The sequence below is a fragment of the Rhodopila sp. genome (genome assembly GCF_965276935.1).
In the GTDB taxonomy this organism is placed as follows: Bacteria; Pseudomonadota; Alphaproteobacteria; order Acetobacterales; family Acetobacteraceae; genus Rhodopila.
Map to the genome: position 1 here is coordinate 669,219 of NZ_CBDIBS010000004.1, position 19,636 is coordinate 688,854.

Here is a 19,636-nt window from a genome sequence, read left to right on the forward strand (position 1 = left end):
GGTATTAGTCCATGATCGGCTGATCGGAAATAGGCAAAAATATCATCCAAAACGACCAAGGTCTAAGGCTTCCGCACAGTTCGCGGCGAGTGGGCAGTGCGCCCACTCGTTGTGTTATTGATGTGAATCATGCCCAGCCTTGACGATCTCCGTGCCGAGCGAGCCAACCTTGAACAGGCTATTGAGGCTCGCCAGCGGGCGCTCGGCCCTGACCACCCAGACCTAGCAGGTGACCTGCGCGATCTTGGGCGCCTTTCTCACGAACTCGGTGATGTGATGGACGCGCAGGCGCAACTCCGACGAGCGCTGGCGCTGCACACGGATGCACTTGGTGCCGAACATCCGGAAGCCGCCACCGACATCAACCATCTGGGCCTGATCCTGCACGACATCGGCGATCTCAGCGGCGCCTGCGCCGCATTCGAGCGCGCCCTGGCGATTGACGAAGCCGCGCTCGGCCACGACCATCTCAATGTGGCGCGTGATGTCAACAACCTGGGCGGCGTGCTGAAGGACATGGGCGACGAATTTTCAGCGCGGGAGGCGTTGGACTGGGCGCTGTCGATCTATACGATTACCCTTGGTGATAATCATCCAACAACCCGGACCGTCGCACGGAACCGCGATATCATGCGATGAGGCGATTCCATATGCCTTATATCTACGGCGGTTCAACGGCGGTCGAGGCAATCTTCCTAGCTGCCTTGCTCACGCGCCACGATCGGTCCAATTCATATATTTTGCTAAAAATTGTTCGCGGGGGAACGCAGAAATCCTGTTCCACCTACATGACCAATCGTGAGCAGCCCTTTTAAAGTCTTACTTGAATAAATTCCTAAGATAACCGATATGCCAGACTATTCTGGTATGAGAATATCTTAATGTCACTCTAACAAATGCTTTCCGCGCAGGCCGTCGCGTTTCACACCGCCATCATGGACACCTGTCGGAGAGCCAAACAACCGGAGCACAGCGATGCGATGGCGCTTTGGATGTATGGCAAAGCGCTGGCGATGGGCCGGCTACAGCTCACAATGCTGGCCATGGCCGAGGCTGCTCCGGCCGAGCCGGAACCACACGAACCAGGATTATACGAGGCCGCCCCGAGCGAACCGGAACCGCCCGAACCTGAATCATGCGAGGCCATCCTGCGTCAACCGAAACCGCCCGAACCTGAATTGGCATGGACCGGCCGCCCGCCGAACATCAAGTCGACACGCAGCCGGACCGCCCGCTGACTGGTGATGCCCTGTTCCGCTTTGCCTCCCGCCGCATCGAACCGTCAGAATGCCAGCACGTGGTCTGGCAGCAATCCATGATGGAGGGCGAAGTGAACGCGTCAAGGCAATTTCCGGAAGGGTCCCTTAACGCCGCCTTCCAGGAACAAGTCAGCCTCACCAGGCGCAGGCTTCCGCTTACCGCCTGGCTGATGTAAACGCCCCCTGCTGTAACGATCCTGCGTAGCCGATCCCTCGGCCTATCGTAAAGCCGGAGCTTGCATGACCGCCCCGTTCGCGCTGTCTTCCCTTGGGGCCTCCCCAGGACTCGACATGTTGACGCCGCTGATCCTGGCGCTGCCGAAGGGACGCATCCTGTCGGAGTGTAGCCCCCTGCTGGGGCGCGCCGGTATCGTCCCATCGCCCGACTATGCCGATGAGGACAGCCGCCGGCTCCGCTTTCCGACCGATGACCCGATGCTCGATCTGGTCCGCGTCCGCCCCTTCGACGTTGCTACCTTCGTCGCCTTCGGCGCGGCGCAGATCGGCATCTGCGGCGCCGACGTGCTGATGGAGTTTGATTATCCGGAGGTTTACGCGCCGCTCGACCTGGGGATTGGCCAGTGCCGCGTCTCGGTCGCCGAACCGGCGGAAACGGCGGGATCGGACGATCCGTCGCGCTGGTCGCGGGTGCGGGTGGCGACGAAATATCCCAACATCGCCCGCCGGCACTTTGCCAACCGCGGTATTCATGCCGAGGTGGTGCACCTGAATGGTGCGATGGAACTCGCGCCCGGCCTGGGCCTGTGCCGGCTGATCGTCGATCTGGTGCAAACTGGCTCCACGCTGAAAGCGAACGGCTTGGTGGAAACCGAGGTCATCGCGCCGGTGACCAGCCGGCTGATCGTCAACCGTACTGCGCTGAAGACGCAGCCGGAGGCGGTCGGTGCCTGGATCGCCCGTTTCCGCGCTGCAATGCAGCCAGCATGATTCACCTGTCCACCGCCGACGCGGGGTTCGAGGCACACTTCACCGCGCTGCTGTCGCAGGCGCGTGGTACTACCGAGACCGTGGACCGCGCCGTGGCCAGCATTCTCGCGGATGTACGCGCTCGCGGTGACGCGGCGGTGATCGATTTTACCACGCGCTTCGACCGGCAGGCCCTGACGGCCGATCGGCTGGGCATTGCAGCAGCGGAGATTGATGCGGCAGTGGCATCCATCCCGACCGAACTGGCCGCCGCGCTCGACCTTGCCGCAACACGCATCGAGGCGTTCCACCGGGCGCAGTTGCCACAGGACCTGCGGATGACGGATGCAGCGGGGGTGACGATGGGCCTGCGCTGGACCGCGCTTGATGCGGTCGGGCTGTATGTGCCGGGCGGCAAGGCGGCCTATCCGTCGTCCGTACTGATGAACGCCATCCCGGCCCGCGCCGCCGGGGTTACGCGGATTGCGATGTGCGTCCCCTCTCCCGACGGCGTGCTGAACCCGTTGGTTCTCGCCGCCGCACGACGGGCGGGCGTGGATGAGATCTACCGCATCGGCGGCGCGCAGGCGATTGCCGCGCTGGCGTTCGGGACAGCCAGCATTCCGCCGGTGGATCGCATCGTCGGCCCCGGCAACGCCTACGTGGCCGAGGCCAAGCGGCAGGTGTTCGGCCGGGTCGGCATCGACTCCATCGCTGGCCCGTCGGAGGTGGTTGTCGTAGCCGACGCCGACAACGATCCCCGGCGAATCGCCGTCGATCTGCTGGCCCAGGCGGAGCATGACGAGGCGGCGCAATCCATCCTGATCACCGATAGCGCCGGCTTCGCCGATGCGGTCGCCGCGGCGGTGCTGGCGGAACTGCCTACCCTGCCCCGCGCCGCAATTGCCGGCGCAAGCTGGCAGGCGCAGGGTGCTGTGATCTTGGTGCGGGAGTGGGCGGAGGCTGTCGCGCTGGTTGATCGCCTGGCGCCGGAGCATCTGCAACTGATGCTGCGGAACGCCGATTGGATGTTCGGCGCGGTTCGCCATGCCGGCGCGGTGTTTCTGGGTGCTTTCTGTCCTGAGGCGGTGGGCGATTATGTCGCCGGGCCGAACCATGTGCTGCCGACGGGACGCACCGCCCGTTTCGCCTCCGGACTTTCGGTGTTCGACTTTCTCAAGCGCACGACGTTCGTCTCCGCGACACAGGCGGCGCTGGACACGGTGGGACCGGCCGCGGTGGCGCTGGCGGAAGCGGAAGGCCTGCAGGCGCATGCACGTAGTATTGCCCTGCGGTTAAGTAAGTAGCCGCACGCCGTCGATGCCGGCGAGATCATCACCGAGATCCTGATGTCGCCATCTGGCAAACCGCGCGAACGGCGCATGCGTCTGATCTTCAGCCGCAAGGGATTTGACGGAACAGCCGGCGGTTGCGCCAGCCCAATTGTTGACGACAGGCCCGTCTCCTTGCCGATCCCAACGCGATCTCCGACCTCGACCTGCTATGGCGATCTTCTGGGAGCCTATGGGGATCTCGTGCAGGACCTTACCTCGGGCCGGATCACCCGGTGTTCGCCGTGCCATCTCGACCCGGATATCCGGGTCGGGTGTTTACCCAGGCTACCAGGTTGGCGAGGGTGCTTGGGACAGGTTGGCGCTGCCCGGTCCCATTTGGTTCGCCAGGGGGTGGGTCCAGGCGACCTGTTTCTGTTCTGGGGCAGGTTTCGGCCAGCCCGGCGCATAAGTGGACGCTGGACGTTTCATGGCCTCACGCAGCACAGAATTTTTGGCTGGCTTCAGGTTGGCGAGGTCATCGAACTCGGTCCCGACGGGGCATGGGTCACGACCAGATATCCGTGGCTAAGCAGCCATCCGCACGCGCGGGCAGGCTGGCCTGCGTCGAATGGCCTATATGTAGGCGCCGAAACTCTCGATGCACCCGGCGTCCATGCCGGTCTGCCTGGTTGGGGCACCTTCGCCCGCGGTTATGGCTTAACGGCTCCGAATGCGAATCCATCCGTCTGGAGCGTTCCCAAATGGCTGAACCCAGCCGTCGGTGGTGCCGGCATGACCTACCACGCAAGTCAACGCTGGCATGCGGATGGAACGGTGAAAACTGTTGCGCAAGGTCAGGAGTTCGTCTCGACAGTCGATGGCAGTCCCGAGGTGTCCGACTGGCTCGTCAAGCTGTTCGAGGACGCATCATGAGACGTATTGGGCCGCGTGACTGCGTCAGGCATCGGCACGGCCCGATCAGGCGCTTTCGTCTCCGGCCTTGACGGTGTACGAGCCAAGCATCCCGACGGCCGTGCGGCCCGGAGTGTCATGTTGCGGTATCCTGGCAGGCAGGGCTGAGCAAAGACTTGAGGGCCAGCCAAGAAGCCGGCAGATATGGATACATGAAAATGCTGCGTTCAATGCGTTGCTTCGTGATAGTGGCCATGGCGCTCGCGGCCAGTACGGCGTTTGCGCAGAAGTCCGAACTTCCAATTTACCAGATACGCGTCGGCGACCAGATGCGGTCCTACAGCCTGGATCAGCCGCACGCGGACCGCGCGCATGCCCGCTTGCCCATCATCATCTACCTGCACGGTGTCGGCACGCACATCACCGATACGCTTGAGATCAGATACAACATGCCGTTCGCCAAGCTGCCAGGCCTGGAGGCCGCGCTAATCGTTTACCCTCAAGGGGCTGACCGCAACTGGGACTCCATCCCAGGCCGGATTGATACCTGGCACCGGCTGTCCGATATCAACGGTGAGCAGGTGGACGACATCGGATTCCTCCGCGCGCTGATCGCTGATCTGGTCACGCATTACAACGGTGACGCCGCGCGCGTGTACGTCGTCGGCGTTTCCGCCGGCGGCTACATGACCGCCCGCGTGGCCTGCGAACTCGGCGACAGCGTGACCGCGGTGGCCGATGTGATCGCGACAGCACACCGGTCTCAGCTACGCGATTGCCCCAACAGCCGGCCGATCCCGTTCCTGCTGCTCGCCAGCACGACCGATCCGGTGAACCCATACGCGGGACGTGCGGGAGACGAGGTGAGCGACCTGGCCTCCGCGGTCGAGACGGTCTCGTTCTTCGTTCAGCACAACGGCTGCACCTCTCGTAGGGAGGAACCGCTGCCGCACCTCGACCGCGACGTCCCCTCGACTGTCACCCTGACCCGGTACGCCGACTGTGCGCAGGGGGCTGACGTGTTGTTCTATCGCGTCGACGGGTCGGGCCACAGCGTGCCCTCGACGGCACCGCCGGAGCCGGGAAGTTGGGAGGCGAACGGTGCGCGCAACCGTGACATCGAGACCGCCCAAGTCGTCTGGTCGTTCTTCCAGGAACGCCGGTAGGCAACAGCCACGCGCATCATGCTTGTTTCTAGGCAAGGGCGGCGGTCGCAGACGACTCGATCTGGCGATACCCTTTGTGCCGTGGTGGAAAGCCGTCCGCCACGCTCCGTCTATGAACTCTCGTCGCGTTTTCTCATTAATAAGCGCGGCTATCCGCCACCGGACACGGTGCCATCTTTTCACCCATGCAAACAGATTTTATGGTCAGTGATGACTGCCTCCAGTACGGAACTTCAGCGACTAGCGCAGCATGAAGCTCTCGTACGCCTGCCGAAGGCGGAGCAGAGACCACCGGGCGTGGTTTAACCCAATCAAGGAAACGATGACGGATCACATTGCCGTCTGAAAGCAAAACTGCATGAGCATGCCCACCCGCCTTGAAACCCCGACCTCGGTCGGCTTGCTGGACCGTGCCCGAACGGTTGCCAAACCGGGTTTCAACCGCTGGCTGGTGCCTCCCGCGGCGCTGGCGGTGCACCTATGCATCGGTATGATTTACGGCATGTCGGTGTTCTGGCTGCCGCTGACACACATCATTGGCAACGCTTGCACAGCCGACACCGGCGTGTTGCGATCCCTGACGACCACGACCTGCGACTGGACGGAGCCGAACCTGGTCGTCGGGTTCGAGATTGGCATCGTCTTCCTGGGCGCCGCCGCCGCCATCTGGGGCGGCTGGCTAGAGCGGGTGGGGCCGCCGCCGCGCCGGCGTGGTGGCCAGCCTGTGCTGGTCCGCCGGGCTCTCGGTGGCCGCCTTCGGCATAGGGCTGCACCAGTTGTGGGTCATCTGGCTGGGTATGGGCGTACTGGGCGGGATGGGTCTCGGCCTGGGCTACATCTCCCCGGTATCCATGCTGGTGAAGTGGTTCCCGGACCGCCGCGGCATGGCAACCGGCATGGCGATCATGGGTTTCGGCGGCGGCGCCATGATTGGCGCGCCGCTGGCAACACTGCTGATGGGAAAATTCAAGAACGCCAACGGCCCAGGCGTCTGGCAGACTTTCCTGGTGCTCGCCGCCGTCTATCTGGTCTTTATGCTGGCTGGCAGCTTCGGCTATCGCATTCCGCCGGCGAACTGGAAGCCAGAGGATTGGGTGCAGCCGGCGGTGATTCGCGGGCTCGCCGACTCCGGTCACGTGCACCTGAGCCAAGCGGCGCGGACGCCGCAATTCTGGCTGATCTGGGTAGTGCTGCTGATGAACGTCAGCGCGGGGCTCGGCGTGCTGAGTGTAGCGTCCCCGATGCTGCAGGAGTTGTTTACGGTCCCAGCCGCCACCGCTGCCGGGTTCGTCGGCCTGCTGTCCATATTCAACATCGGCGGGCGGTTCTTTTGGGCGGCCATATCAGACAAAATCGGGCGCAAGATGACCTACTTTGTCTTCTTCGCGGCCGGCATCGCGCTGTACTTGGCCGCGCCAGGGGCAGCGCATGCCAGCAGCAAGGCGCCGTTCGTCGTTTTCTGCTGCATCATCCTGTCCATGTACGGTGGCGGGTTCGCCACCCTGCCGGCCTACCTGGCGGACGTGTTCGGCACGCATTTCATTGGTGCGATTCACGGCCGGTTGCTGACGGCGTGGCCCACCGCCGGGGTACTGGGGCCGGTGCTGGTCAGCACCATCAATGAACGAGCCAAGGAGGCCGGCGTCGCCAAGGCGTTCATTTACGATCAGACGCTCTACGTCATGGCGGGCCTGCTCGCCGTGGGGTTGGTGGCCAACCTGCTGGTCCGCCCGCTGGCGCCCCGCTGGGTCATGACGCCAAACGAGCTTGCCATGATGCAGGATACGCGCGCCGGTATCGCCGGGTCCTACGGGATCGGACTGGGTGGGATGAGCGCCAGGGTGGCCGTAGTCTGGCTATGCGTGCTGCTGCCGATTGCCTGGGGCCTGTGGATGACCCTCTCGAAGGTCGCGATTCTGTTCTGACGGGGCTACCTGTGGTTGGCGGCCGAACCAGGAGAACATCGACGATTGCGCGCAGGAGGAAGCTCCGGATACCGCCGCGGTCGGCGTGAACGAGGATGATACAGGATCGCCAGCGAACCAAGTCGGTGTGGAAGGTGCCCGTCTGGCGACATCGAGCGCCAGCCGTGCCGTTTAATGGACGACCGGCCATCACCTTCATCGCTTCGTGTGAAGGTAGAACGCTTTCTTGTCATTAGGCCAAACGATTTAGAATTTGGCGTGGTCGTATGGACCGAGCGCAGCGGCGCGAGGCGGATGATCTCATTCAGGCGGGTAAGATTTAGCGCAAAAAAGCGTGTCATGCCCGCTTCGACCAAAGACATTCAGGCAGTGCGTGATCATGGCGAAAGCCGATCAGCCTGCGACACATTCGCACGGGTCAGCCAGGCGAAGGAGAAAGACGCGCGAACGAAGATGACGGCGTACTACCTCGAGACTGGAAAATCAGGTCCCGCGCTGGTTCAAGGTAATCAGCATCGGTTCGCGGCTGAGGATCAACATGGTCTTGCGTGCCTTTGTCCAGACGCGTCAGCGGACCACGGCAATCCAGAATAGGCACACTGCCTGCGCACAGAACGCGTTTAACATCATTTGGTTGACGCTTCATCACCAGTAGCGAATGCTCTGGTCGCGGCCCAGAAGAAGCCGAAAAGCCGACCCGCCATCGCGTCATCTAACCGGTGCCAAGGAGCGCGGGCGACAATAAAGAGGAACGTCATGGCCACGATCGAACGGATCGAGACCGCCAGCATCGATGAACTGCGCACGCTGCAACTTGCTCGCATGCAGGACGTGGTGGGCCGGGCCTATACGCAGGTGCCGCACTATAAGGCTTGCTTTGACGCCGCCGGAGTGCATCCCGATGATCTTCAGCGCCTGGAGGACCTTACCAGGTTCCCGCTGACGGCGAAGGACGACCTGCGGCGGAACTATCCATTCGGCCTGTTCGCCGTGCCAATGGAGCAGATTGTGCGCATCCACGCCTCCAGCGGCACCACTGGCAAACCGATCGTTGTTGGCTATACCAGGCAGGACATCGAGACCTGGTCGTGCCTTGTGGCCCGCTCGATCCAAGCGGCGGGCGGACGCGTGTCGGACAAGATCCATGTTGCCTATGGCTACGGGTTGTTCACCGGCGGCCTCGGCGCCCATTACGGCGGCGAATATCTGGGGGCGGCGGTGATCCCCGTCGGCGGCGGCTTCACCGAGCGGCAGGTGCAGATCATTACCGACTTCACCCCGGACATCATCATGGTCACGCCGTCCTACATGCTCGCCATCGCCGAGGCGTTCGATGCGCAGGGTCTGGACGCCCGCGACACCAGCCTGCGGCTGGGCATCTTTGGTGCCGAACCCTGGGGCGAAGGCATGCGCGCCGACATCGAGCGCCGCCTGGGGATCGAGGCCCTGGACATCTATGGATTATCGGAAGTCATGGGACCCGGCGTGGCGCAGGAATGCGCCGACTCCAAGGGCGCGCTGACGTTCTGGGAGGACCATTTTTACCCGGAAATCATCGATCTGGCCTCCGGCCTGCCGGTGCCCGACGGTCAGCCGGGCGAGCTGGTGATCACCACGTTGACCAAGCAGGGCATGCCGGTGATCCGCTACCGCACCCGCGACCTGACCCGGCTGTTGCCGCCCACCACCCGCGCTATGCGGCGGATCGAGCGCATCACCGGCCGCAGCGACGACATGCTGATCATTCGCGGGGTGAATGTGTTCCCCTCGAACATCGAGGCGGTGTTGGCACGCGAGGAAAAACTGGCGCCGCACTATGTGCTGGAGCTGCGGCGGCCGGAGCACCTGGATGAACTCGATGTGGTGGTCGAAACCCAGTCGGCGCTAGCCGGCCGGTTGCACGCCACGGAGCTGGCGGAGCTGGAACGGCGTGCCGAACATCTGATCAAGGTCTTCGCCGGCATCACGACAAAGGTGCGTGTGGTCGAGCCGGGGACGCTTGAACGCTCGCAGGGCAAGGCGAAGCGCGTCATCGATCTGCGGCCAAAGGACTGATTCCGATGTCAGCGACACTGCACAACCGAGCGGCGCGCGACCAATTCCTGAGCGAGAACATCGAGGCAGTCTACGCTGCGTTGACCGGCGGGTTCAGCCGTTTCGTCCGCCTGCGGGACTTAATGCATCTTGCCGCTGAAGCTTATCCCGGTCTGGTGCCGACACCGGAGCAGCTCGTCGAGGAGGCCGCCTTGCCGCTGAAACAGAAGCAGGGGCTGGAAGGCGACCACAGCCTGCTAATCTCGCACATCCTCGCCCATCCGCGCTGCGGCACGCACCTGTGCCATGCGATGCTGCTGCCGCGGCCGGAAACGCAGGCGGCGCTGGCCACGCTGGACGTCCAGGGTTTCGTCGACCTCGGGCCAGTGCGCGTCGAACGGTTCGGCCGCGCGGCGCATCTGCTCAGCAGCAACGCACGCTACCTGAACGCCGAGGATCAGGACACAATCGACGCGATGGAGATCGGCGTCGATGTCGCGACGCTAGACCCAGCGACGGAAATCGCCGTGCTGCGCGGCCAGCCGGTGTCGAACGCCAAATATGCCGGACGCCGCATCTTCGGCAGCGGCATCAACCTGACGCATCTTTACCACGGCTCGATTCCGGTCCTTTGGTATCTGCAACGGGATCTCGGCTTCGTGCACAAGTTCCTGCGTGGCGTCGCCACGCCCGAAGCGCTGCCGGACGACGTGAATGGCACCGGCGTGGAGAAACCCTGGATCGCGGCGGTGGAGGGTTTCGCCATCGGCGGCCACTGCCAGATCCTGCTGACCATGGACTACGTCCTAGCCGCCGAGGACGCCTTCATGACGCTGCCGGCCCGGAAGGAAGGCATCATTCCCGGTGCCGCCAACCTGCGCCTGCCGCGCTTCATCGGCGACCGTCTTGCCAGGCAACTGATCCAGGCGGAGCGGAAGCTGATGTGCGACAGCGCGGAGGGCCGGCTGATCTGTGACGAGATCGTGCCGGTCGCGACGATGGATGCGGCCATCGAGCGGGCCGTTGCGATGTTGACCAGCGCCGGCGCGGTGGGCGCGATCGGCAACCGGCGTGCCTTCCGCGTCGCGGTCGAGCCGCTGGATCTGTTCCGCCGCTACTTCGCGGTCTATGCGCGTGAGCAGGCGGCGTGCCACTTCAGTCCGGCGCTGATCCGCAATCTTGAAGAGAATTGGGGTGCCCGGAGCCGCGTGAAGTGTTAGCCACATCATTCGTCTCTGACAGCAGATCCGGTTGATCCATGATGCGTCGCTCGCAGCGACGCATTACGCTCTTGCCGTCATGGCGGCCCTACGCCTCGAGCCTGCCTTCCCTCGCATCCTCGATTGGCCGCCAAGGCGCGGGAGGCGTTCGGCGGCTTTAACCCGAACTTTGCTGTGTTTTTGAGCCATCCGGTTGATTACCAAGGAAACGTGCCACGAACGTAGTCAAGCATTTGGCGAATTTCTCCTTGACACAGGCCGAACCGGTTTGATTCCATGCCTCATGCACATCGCCAAGGTCCCAAACCGTAACGCCAAACCGTCCTTCCTCCTGCGCCAAACCTATCGCGAGGACGGCAAGGTCAAGAACCGCACGCTGGCCAACCTCTCCAAGCTGCCGGTCGAGCGCATCGAGACTCTGCGTGCTGCCCTGCGTGGCGACCCGCTCGCCCCGGTTGGTGACAACGGCTTCGAGATCCGCCGCTCGCTGCCGCATGGCCACGTGCTTGCGGCGCTGAGCGTGGCACGGCGCATCGGCCTCGACGATCTGCTGCCGCGCCGCGCCCCGCCGCGCCGCCGTGACCTGGCGCTGGCGCTGATCGTCGCCAGACTGCTCGACCCGGCGGCGAAGCTGGCGACAGCGCGCATGCTCGACAGCGCCACCGCCAGCCACTCGCTGGGTGAAAGCCTCGGCCTTGGCTGCGTTACCGCCGGCGAAATCTACACCACCCTCGACTGGCTCGGCAGCGAGCAGGCCTTCATCGAAAACCAACTCGCCCGCCGCCATCTGAAGAACGGCGCGCTGGTGCTCTACGACGTCACCTCCACCTACCTCGAGGGCCGCTGCTGTCCGCTGGCCCACCACGGTTACAGCCGCGACAGCCGTGGCGATCGGCCGCAACTGGTGATCGGCCTGCTGTGTGCCGCGGATGGTTGCCCCGTGGCGGTCGAGGTGTTCGAGGGAAACACCGCCGACCCGGCCACCGTCGCGGCGCAGATCAGCAAGCTGAAGCAGCGCTTGCGGCTGCGCCACGTGGTGATGGTCGGCGACCGCGGCATGCTCACCGCCGCACGGATCGAACAAGCCCTCCGCCCCGCCGGCCTAGACTGGATCACCGCGCTGCGTGCCCCGGCGATCCGGCAACTGGCGGAAGGCGGACAGCTGCAATTCTCCCTGTTCGACACCCGCGATATGGCTGAGATCAGCAGCCCGGATTATCCCGACGAACGGCTGGTGGTGTGCCAGAACCCGCTGCTGGCGGCGGAACGCCAACGCAAGCGTGACGCGTTACTGGCGCTGACCGAGGCCGACCTGAGCAAGATCCAGGCCCGGGTGACGCGCGCGAAGAACCCTCTGCGCGGGGCTGGGGACATCGGCCGCGCGGTCGGCGCTCTCCTGGGCAAACGCAAGATGGCCAAGCATTTCGCGTTGACCATCACCGACGCCGCATTTGACTTCACGCGCAAGGCCGAAGCGATCGCCGATGAAGCCAGGTTCGATGGCTTTTACGTGCTGCGCACCAACCTCCCCGCCAAGCAGATCGATACCGCCGGGACCGTGCGGGCCTACAAAGCCTTGGCCCAGGTAGAGCGCGCGTTCCGCTGCCTCAAGAGCGTCGATCTGGACCTGCGGCCGGTGTTCCATTGGACCGCGCCGCGGGTACGCGCGCATGTCCTGCTGTGCATGCTGGCGTATTACCTGGAGTGGCATATGCGCCAGCCGCTGGCGCCGATGTTGTTCGACGATCATGACCGCGCGTCGGCCGAAGCAGAGCGGACGTCGCCAGTGGCCAAGGCCAAGGTCTCCAAGGCGGCTTATCGCAAGGCCTCGACGCAGCGCGTGGTGGACGCTAGCGGCGAGCTCCAGCCGGTGCACAGCTTCCGCACCCTGCTGGGCGATCTGGCAACATTGGCCCGAAACACCGTCTGCTTCGCAGGGCAGAAGATGCTTACCGTTCAGACCACCGCAACGCCGATACAGCGCCGCGCACTCAGTCTGTTGGGGGTCGAATTGACGGCAGCGTAGACAGCAAGCAGGTGGGGTCCGGAGTCGGATCAATGACTTACGTCGAAAAGACGGTAAAGTTCAGTTTAACACGTGGATCAACAATGCCGACGGGAGCATATACGGGGGCCTCGACAGTGTTTCGGTCGAGGACATGCGCAAGTTGTTCGAAGTGAACTTCTGGGGCGTCGTTCAACGCGAAGAATTATCCTGCATCCGAACCCGTTCATGCGCCGAAGGTCTATGCGCTGGAGGTTGTTGCATCAGCAATACTGCAGTTGGCGACCAAGCCGGTTCACGACATCTTCGCGGACGGCGGCAGCCGGATAGTGGCTGCGCTGGGCCATCTGGCGCCCGGTCTGACGGACCGCATCATGGAGAAGATGGTCATCATTGTCAGAAATCGGGGTAGGCGAGCGCAAAAGGCGCTGCACATTCGTTTAGAGCATGATCGTTTTAAGTTGACTCCTGCGTGAGTAGGGGTTCCGGCGCGGCCTAAAATCTGATCCAAGCTGTGGGCTGGGTCGGAGGCCAGCATGGATGGGTGCTCCTTACACGTTGGATTTGCGAGAACGCGCTGTCGCGGCATTCCGCTCAGGCAGGAGCCGGCTTGAGACGGCGACCCTCTTCCAGGTCAGTGAGTCGTCTGTGCAGCGGTGGTCGCGGCTGGATCGACAGAAGGGCAGCGTGGCGGCGCAGGGGCTGGGTGGTCATCGGCCCTTCGCACTGGCCAACGAACGCGACAGGATTATCGAACGGATTGCGCAACAGCCGGATCTGCCGTTGCGCGCACTGCTCGCTGAGTTGCAAGACCGTGGCATCACGGTGAGCTATTTTGCTGTCTGGAACATCGTTGACCGCGCTGGTCTCAGCTTTAAAAAAAGCCTGCACGCCAGCGAGCAGGATCGTCCCAATGTTGCCCGTCGGCGCCTGCAATGGCAAAAGCGGCAGGATAAAGTTGATCCCAGACGGCTTGTTTTTGTAGACGAAACCTGGACGAAGACGAACATGACCCCGATCCGGGGGCGGTGCCCGGTCGGCCAGCGTCTGCTCGCCAAGGTGCCGCATGGTCATCGCCAGACGCAAACCTTCGTTGCCGCCCTGCGATGCGACGGCATTCATGCGCCATGCCTGCTCGATCAGCCGATGAACGCGATCAGTTTTCGCGCCTATGTCGAGCAGTTCCTGGTGCCGACGTTACGACCGGGCGACGTTGTGATCATGGATAATCTGAGCAGTCACAAGGGCCCTGTCATCCGCAAGGCAATCCGGACAGCGGGTGCAAAGCTGATTTTCCTGCCACCCTATAGTCCCGACCTCAACCCGATCGAGCAGGTGTTCGCCAAACTCAAAACCCTGCTGCGCAAGGCCAACGCCCGCACCATCGACGCAGTGATCGAAGCGATCGCCAAGCTCCTCGACGAGTATACCGTCGAAGAATGCGCCAATTACCTCGTCAACTCCGGCTACGGGTCAACCTAAAACGATCATGCTCTAAAGGGGGCGGCGGGACAAGGGCCGGAAGGTGGAAACCCAGGGGAATCGCTTGAGTGTCTCATGCGATGCGCCGGATGACGTTTTCCAGATAATCCTGATTCCAGCCGGCCTTTTTACGGCGGTTCTTAAAGCTGGTGACGGGTTTCGCCTGGCTCAGTAAATTCATGGCAGTATGTTTCACGACCGCCATGTTGGCAGGGCCATGAGCGGTGCGCAGGCGCGCCAAATCGTCGTGGAATACCACATCCAGCACCCAGTGCAGCCGGTTCTCAATGCCCCAGTGGCTCCGCACGACCCTGGCGAGGGTCTCGGCACTGAGTTTGGTTGAGCACAGGTAGTATCGGGTTTCTGTCTGGATAACGCCGCCCCGCTCGGTTTCGCTTTCGATCATGCCGATGGCGGTCAGGCCAGGGAATGCAAATTCGCCCGGATGACGCCGCTCGGCGAACAGCCAGTCGATGTCGTGGCAGATCGTATGGCGGCGGGTTTCGATCCGGCCATGGTCGCCATCGACGGTCTCGAAGCTTTGCAGCGTCAGCGTTGGTGGTGGATCGGCAAAGACGGTTTCCACTTCGGCATAGGTCGCTGGCCAGTTCTCCTTCAAGGCCAGCACGTAATCGCCACCACCCTCGATGATCGTCTGGGCAATCTCCTTCTGCGTGCCCATGGCATCGATGGTCACCAACGCGCCGGCCAGTTCCAGACGACGCAGCAGCACAGGAATGGCGGTGATCTCATTGGATTTCGCCGACACCGCCTCTTGTCCAAGGACCAATCGCTGACGCGTCGCCCAGGCGGACACCGTATGCAGCGGCAGACGCCCTTTGCCGCGGGCATGGCTGCGACGCGAGGTCTTGCCATCGATCGCGATAATCTCGGGCGTGTCAGTCCGCAACCCGTCTACCCAGGTCAGGAAACATGTCTTGAACAGCTCAGGATCAATCGCCGCGATCACGTCGCACAATGTGTCGTGGCTCGGGATGCCGTGCTTGAACGGCAGAAAACGGCGGAGGAAGCCCTGGCGTTCGCTGCCCCACAGGCTGATTTCGACAAAGTCGTCCGCACCGGCGATGGTCCCGCAGAGCATCAGCAACAGGATTTCCGGTAGAGGATATAGCACCTTCGTCGCTTGGCGCGGGTCCCGGAGGGCCGCGAAGTGGGACAAGAAGCAGGGCTGGCTTGGCATGGACATAGAGACCTCCTGATGAGAGGCTTCCTATGAATCCGATTCTAGCCCGCACGGGAATCCCTCAACCACTCAAGCGATCGCCCTGGGTGGAAACCTTGCTGGATGGCATTCGCCGTAATGTGCAAGCCGAACCGGATACCGGCCGATGGTTTGCGGTGCGGCTGAGCCTGCGGGTGTTCGGAGCCTTATCGGTTGCCCGATGAGACCGGACGAAAACCGCACTTGACCGGCCACGGCGCAGCCGTCTGATGGCGCAGTCCAAAGCGGTGCTGGCAAAACCGGCAGTGAGCAGTAAGCTCGACGTCGCTGGCATGAAGGGCGGCTAGCCGATATGGACGGCAAAGCTTGAGACAGCACCGTCGCCGGTCTGCCAACCAAGATCATTTCTCTTCCGGGTCAGCGCCCAGAGGCATGGATTGTTCTTCATCCATACTGGTATATACCGACAGCGCCGGCGCGACATCTTCTACTTTGCGGCGATGCCAAACCTCCTATGCTGCTCTGATAATATGACTTTTTATAGGTTCAGTGCTTGATGTCCGGACTGATGCCGACATGCCAATCCGCGAGTTATTCGCCACGGGTGGTTGTCTTTTCCGCCGCCACCACAAGGTGTGTGCGCATCGGTGGGCGACGTGTGTCGCGATCGCCAACGCCGCATTGAACCTACTGGCATCAGCCGAGGTAACTGCCATGGAGCAACTGCCTGGACTGCCGGCGGCGGCCTTCGACAAGGCGGACTCGTCGCCGGATGCAGCCTTCTACGAGCAGCCGCGCTTCGTCACACATATCGACGATGGTGCGATCGCGGCGGTAACCGAGACCTATCGTGCGCTGCTGCCGCCAAATGGTGTCCTGCTGGACCTGATGAGCAGTTGGGTCAGCCACCTGCCGCCGGAGGTGGCTTATGCCTCGGTCATCGGCCACGGCATGAACGCCGAAGAACTGGCGGCCAACCCAAGATTTTCTCGTTGGTTCGTGCAGGATCTGAATGCCGACCCGACGCTTTCACTGGATGATGCCGCATTTGATGGCGCATGCCTGTGCGTATCGGTGCAATACCTCCAGCGGCCGGTTGAGGTGTTCCAGCAGGTCGCGCGCGTGCTGAAACGAGGCGCGCCGTTCATCGTGTCGTTCTCCAACCGCTGTTTCCCCAGCAAGGCGGTGGCGATCTGGCAGGCACTGTCCGGCCCCGATCAGCAGCGTTTGGTCAGCGCCTACATGCAAGCGGCCGGCTTTGGCGATATCGGCAGCCGGACCTCGACACCGCCAGGTAGCGATCCATTGTGGATGGTGTCAGGCAGGGCGGCCGCGTCGTAGCGATATCGCACCGGTCAGCCTGCATGTGCCGGTCCGCATGGCCGGTCACTCGAGTTATGCCGCCCGGATGCGCTTCATGAACTGCTCGACCTGTTCGCGCAGCCGCAGCGCCTCGGACCCAAGGGATGTCGCGGCGGCCTTCACGGCTTCGGCAGTACCGGTGGTGGCATGGGTTTCAGCGGTGACGGCCGTGACGCTGGCGGATGCATCACGTGTCCGCTCCGAGGCGAGCTGCGTGTTGCGGGCGATCTCGCGCATTGCCGATCCCTGCTCCTCCACGCTGCTAGTGATGCTGATGGCCACCGTGTTGACCTCATCGATCGTGCCGCGGATCTGCTTGATTGCCTTGACCGCATCCTGCGTCACGCTACGCACCGCGGCGATCTGGCCACTAATCTCCTCGGTGGCCTTCGCGGTCTGGTTGGCCAGCGACTTCACCTCCGACGCTACGACAGCAAATCCCTTTCCGGCTTCACCCGCCCGCGCCGCCTCGATCGTCGCGTTCAGCGCCAGAAGATTGGTCTGCGCCGCGATATCGCTGATCAGGCTGACAACCTCGCCGATCCGTGCGGCACTTTCGACCAGCCCGCGCACCGTCTCGTCGGTCTTCTGCGTCTCCTCCACCGCCCGCAGACTGACCCGGGCGGCCTGCGCCACCTGACGGCTGACCTCGCTGATCGACACGCTGAGTTCCTCGGTCGCCGCAGCAATGCTGGAGACATTATTCGACGCCTCACCAGACGCCTGTTCCGCATCCCGCACACCGCTGGCGCCGCGTTGGGCGATCTGGATCATGTCGGCGGCGGCGTGATCCATCTGGGCCGAGGCCTGGTCCAGCGCGGCCAGTGCGGAACCTACCTCGGTCTCGAAGCCGCTGATGGAAGCCTCAACCGTGACGCGGCGGGCTTCGGCACGCGCCCGCAGCGTGCTTTGCTCGTCCTCGATGCCGGCCTTTTCAATCGCCTGCTGGCGGAAGGTGCCCAGAGCGGCGGCCATGGCACCGATCTCGTCCTGGCGGCCACCGAAATCCGGCACGATAGACAGGTCACCGCGGGCCAGGCGCTGGGTCATGTCACGCAATGTCAGTAACGGCCCGGTGATGCGGTGGGTCACGACCAGGAAGCCACCAGCCGATGCCACCAGGGCCAGCAGCAACAGCATTGCCTGGCCAACCAGGTCACGCATCGCTGCGCTGCTGTCCTGTCCGGCACGCTCCGCGGCTTGCGCCAGCGCCGCGTCGGCGACGTCCAGCATCACGCCGAGCTTCGGGACGGTATATGGCGACCATTGGTCAGCGGTCATCTCCGGAGTTTGTTGGGTAAGCAGCGCCGCAAGAAGCCGCTGCTGGCGAGCCATATAATCTGGGGCAAACAGGGTCGCCTTGGCCTGGGTAAGCGTTGCGAAGAAGGCCGAAGGCAGGGGCATGCCGATGATGGCGTCGTCAATTGCCGCCCAAAGAGTACGGGCGCCGCCGATAAGGCCGGCGAAGCGGATAGTCGCATCGGGCGCGACGCTTCCCTTGGCCAGCCCAACGGACAGCATCAGTGATGACTCGCCAACAGTCTGCCGGGTCAGCCACGCGAGCTGCTTCACCTCCATCATCTGATTGATAAACGGACTATTGGCCTTGATGCTGGCGAACAGGTTCGCGGAAATGTGGTCCAGCGTGTCCTGCATCGCTAAGCCTGTGGCCGTGTACTCCGAACCCAGTGCGGCGCGGCGGCTGGATTTCGGACCAGCGACATCACGCCAGAACTCGGTCTGCAAGGCCGTCAGCTTGTCGACGGACTGCCGAAGGTCCGGCAACAGCGTTTCCTTGTCATCAAACGGAATGTTTCGCAGTAGGTCCAGGCTGGCCGCCAGGGCTGGCATTTCAGCGTCGCGCAGCGGCGTCAGATAAGCACGGTTGGCGGCGGACAAAGGTTCGTTCGCATTCCAGGTTCGCTGTGTGGTGCTGCGATCCGTGCGCTGGTTGATCATGGCGGTGAAAATCTGGCGGGAGGCGGCGACGACCTGCTGCGCCCGGTTGTTCTCGGCCAGCACATGCCAGGAGGCATTGACGTTCAGCCCCAGCAGGATGATCGCCGCCCCCGCGAAGGCGGCAAGGATCGATTTTAGCAGCCGGTCTAAAGAGAGCGTTTTGAACATATGCGCGTTGCCCTGGACATGATGTCAGGGACACAGGAGCACAGCAAAAGGTTAACGAAACGTACACGTCCAAGGAAAAATGGCGAATCGACTGGCCTGGTGGATCTGACTTCTTTCTAGCTCTTTGCTTCAGTGGCCGGCTAATTCCCTATGTCGGCCGCATAATGTAATGAATTTCGGGGGCAGGCCCCTAGACTGCCTCATGCGTCCGCAAATTGTTGTTGGTCCGGTGATCCCCCACCATCCACCGGGCGAGTTCCGCGTGAGCATCGGCTTTGCGCAACGCGGCGATCCGGTCGGCGTCGGGTGGATCGGCGGTAAACTCGATGATCAGCCCGTCCGGGGACGTGCAATAGATCGACTTGCAATAGCCATGGTCGGTCTCCCGCACCGGCTCATCAGCGGCCTTCAATCGGGCGACAAGTTCATGATAGGTCACATTGTCCACCTTGAACGCGATGTGGTCGAAATTGCGGATTTCCGGCGGCGGCGCCTGACACTTCCGATAGACTTCGTCATCAGCGAACGCGAAGAACGCCAGGGCGCTGCCGTCACCCAGGGTATAAAATGTGTGGCAGAACGCCACCTCGCGGTTGACCCAGGGACTGAAGTGCCGCTCACACCACGTAGCGGTCAGCGGAATGCCGAGCAGGTCTTCAAAGAAGTGGCGGTTCTTTTCCTGGTCCTTCACGACATAGGCATGGTGGTGCAGACGTTCCGGCGGGCGGGACAACAGCTCGGCCATCACGGTTCCTCCTTG

General features: G+C 62.9%; 16 protein-coding genes. 13 read left to right on the top strand and 3 right to left on the bottom strand.

Annotated features, from left to right (window positions below):
- Positions 1–129: 129 nt before the first annotated feature.
- From ACQY4S_RS19415 to ACQY4S_RS19470, 12 genes are all read left to right on the top strand, one after another.
- Positions 130–639 carry a tetratricopeptide repeat protein gene (locus ACQY4S_RS19415; protein ID WP_428486857.1) on the top strand — a complete coding sequence of 170 codons (510 nt, stop codon included), beginning with the start codon at positions 130–132 and terminating at the stop codon, positions 637–639.
- Between the two features lie 544 nt (positions 640–1,183).
- On the top strand, positions 1,184–1,435 hold the full coding sequence (locus ACQY4S_RS19420) for a hypothetical protein (protein ID WP_428486858.1): 252 nt from the start codon (positions 1,184–1,186) through the stop codon (positions 1,433–1,435).
- A gap of 64 nt (positions 1,436–1,499) precedes the next feature.
- Positions 1,500–2,207 carry an ATP phosphoribosyltransferase gene (gene hisG, locus ACQY4S_RS19425; protein WP_428486859.1) on the top strand — a complete coding sequence of 236 codons (708 nt, stop codon included), beginning with the start codon at positions 1,500–1,502 and terminating at the stop codon, positions 2,205–2,207.
- Positions 2,204–3,493, top strand: a complete 1,290-nt coding sequence (hisD, locus tag ACQY4S_RS19430; protein WP_428486860.1) for a histidinol dehydrogenase — start codon at positions 2,204–2,206, stop codon at positions 3,491–3,493. Before hisG ends, hisD begins: the two co-directional genes overlap by 4 nt.
- A 75-nt stretch (positions 3,494–3,568) precedes the next feature.
- A complete protein-coding gene (locus ACQY4S_RS19435; protein ID WP_428486861.1) occupies positions 3,569–4,393 on the top strand; it encodes a hypothetical protein in 825 nt (274 codons plus the stop codon).
- Between the two features lie 233 nt (positions 4,394–4,626).
- The gene (locus tag ACQY4S_RS19440; protein WP_428486862.1) at positions 4,627–5,538 is read left to right on the top strand and encodes an alpha/beta hydrolase family esterase; all 912 of its coding nucleotides are present in this window, start codon (positions 4,627–4,629) and stop codon (positions 5,536–5,538) included.
- A 710-nt stretch (positions 5,539–6,248) separates the two neighbouring features.
- On the top strand, positions 6,249–7,463 hold the full coding sequence (locus ACQY4S_RS19445; RefSeq protein WP_428486863.1) for an OFA family MFS transporter: 1,215 nt from the start codon (positions 6,249–6,251) through the stop codon (positions 7,461–7,463).
- A 756-nt stretch (positions 7,464–8,219) separates the two neighbouring features.
- A complete protein-coding gene (gene paaK / locus ACQY4S_RS19450) occupies positions 8,220–9,518 on the top strand; it encodes a phenylacetate--CoA ligase PaaK (protein WP_428486864.1) in 1,299 nt (432 codons plus the stop codon).
- A 5-nt stretch (positions 9,519–9,523) separates the two neighbouring features.
- On the top strand, positions 9,524–10,717 hold the full coding sequence (locus ACQY4S_RS19455) for an enoyl-CoA hydratase/isomerase family protein (protein WP_428486865.1): 1,194 nt from the start codon (positions 9,524–9,526) through the stop codon (positions 10,715–10,717).
- A 283-nt stretch (positions 10,718–11,000) separates the two neighbouring features.
- On the top strand, positions 11,001–12,743 hold the full coding sequence (locus ACQY4S_RS19460) for an IS1634 family transposase (protein WP_428483124.1): 1,743 nt from the start codon (positions 11,001–11,003) through the stop codon (positions 12,741–12,743).
- Positions 12,744–13,000: 257 nt separating this feature from the next.
- Positions 13,001–13,198, top strand: coding sequence for a hypothetical protein (locus tag ACQY4S_RS19465; RefSeq protein ID WP_428486866.1), 198 nt, complete (start codon positions 13,001–13,003; stop codon positions 13,196–13,198).
- 64 nt (positions 13,199–13,262) lie between these two features.
- Positions 13,263–14,204, top strand: coding sequence for an IS630 family transposase (locus tag ACQY4S_RS19470; RefSeq protein ID WP_428483280.1), 942 nt, complete (start codon positions 13,263–13,265; stop codon positions 14,202–14,204).
- 73 nt (positions 14,205–14,277) lie between these two features.
- Here ACQY4S_RS19470 and ACQY4S_RS19475 read toward each other — a convergent pair whose 3' ends face one another.
- The gene (locus ACQY4S_RS19475) at positions 14,278–15,411 is read right to left on the bottom strand and encodes an ISAs1 family transposase (RefSeq protein WP_428486867.1); all 1,134 of its coding nucleotides are present in this window, start codon (positions 15,409–15,411) and stop codon (positions 14,278–14,280) included.
- A 690-nt stretch (positions 15,412–16,101) separates the two neighbouring features.
- Between ACQY4S_RS19475 and ACQY4S_RS19480 the strand changes: the two genes are divergently transcribed.
- A complete protein-coding gene (locus tag ACQY4S_RS19480; RefSeq protein ID WP_428486868.1) occupies positions 16,102–16,728 on the top strand; it encodes a class I SAM-dependent methyltransferase in 627 nt (208 codons plus the stop codon).
- Between the two features lie 54 nt (positions 16,729–16,782).
- On the opposite strand, the gene ACQY4S_RS19485 is transcribed toward ACQY4S_RS19480, so the two are convergent.
- On the bottom strand, positions 16,783–18,876 hold the full coding sequence (locus ACQY4S_RS19485) for a methyl-accepting chemotaxis protein (RefSeq protein WP_428486869.1): 2,094 nt from the start codon (positions 18,874–18,876) through the stop codon (positions 16,783–16,785).
- A 190-nt stretch (positions 18,877–19,066) separates the two neighbouring features.
- The gene (locus ACQY4S_RS19490; protein WP_428486870.1) at positions 19,067–19,621 is read right to left on the bottom strand and encodes a VOC family protein; all 555 of its coding nucleotides are present in this window, start codon (positions 19,619–19,621) and stop codon (positions 19,067–19,069) included.
- Positions 19,622–19,636: the final 15 nt, after the last annotated feature.

Coding starts and splice junctions, on each gene's coding strand:
- ACQY4S_RS19415 (WP_428486857.1), top strand. CDS start 130: ATGCCCAGCCTTGACGATCTCCGTGCCGAGCGAGCCAACCTTGAACAG.
- ACQY4S_RS19420 (WP_428486858.1), top strand. CDS start 1,184: ATGGACCGGCCGCCCGCCGAACATCAAGTCGACACGCAGCCGGACCGC.
- hisG (WP_428486859.1), top strand. CDS start 1,500: ATGACCGCCCCGTTCGCGCTGTCTTCCCTTGGGGCCTCCCCAGGACTC.
- hisD (WP_428486860.1), top strand. CDS start 2,204: ATGATTCACCTGTCCACCGCCGACGCGGGGTTCGAGGCACACTTCACC.
- ACQY4S_RS19435 (WP_428486861.1), top strand. CDS start 3,569: ATGCGTCTGATCTTCAGCCGCAAGGGATTTGACGGAACAGCCGGCGGT.
- ACQY4S_RS19440 (WP_428486862.1), top strand. CDS start 4,627: ATGGCGCTCGCGGCCAGTACGGCGTTTGCGCAGAAGTCCGAACTTCCA.
- paaK (WP_428486864.1), top strand. CDS start 8,220: ATGGCCACGATCGAACGGATCGAGACCGCCAGCATCGATGAACTGCGC.
- ACQY4S_RS19455 (WP_428486865.1), top strand. CDS start 9,524: ATGTCAGCGACACTGCACAACCGAGCGGCGCGCGACCAATTCCTGAGC.
- ACQY4S_RS19460 (WP_428483124.1), top strand. CDS start 11,001: ATGCACATCGCCAAGGTCCCAAACCGTAACGCCAAACCGTCCTTCCTC.
- ACQY4S_RS19470 (WP_428483280.1), top strand. CDS start 13,263: ATGGGTGCTCCTTACACGTTGGATTTGCGAGAACGCGCTGTCGCGGCA.
- ACQY4S_RS19475 (WP_428486867.1), bottom strand. CDS start 15,411: ATGTCCATGCCAAGCCAGCCCTGCTTCTTGTCCCACTTCGCGGCCCTC.
- ACQY4S_RS19480 (WP_428486868.1), top strand. CDS start 16,102: ATGGAGCAACTGCCTGGACTGCCGGCGGCGGCCTTCGACAAGGCGGAC.
- ACQY4S_RS19485 (WP_428486869.1), bottom strand. CDS start 18,876: ATGTTCAAAACGCTCTCTTTAGACCGGCTGCTAAAATCGATCCTTGCC.
- ACQY4S_RS19490 (WP_428486870.1), bottom strand. CDS start 19,621: ATGGCCGAGCTGTTGTCCCGCCCGCCGGAACGTCTGCACCACCATGCC.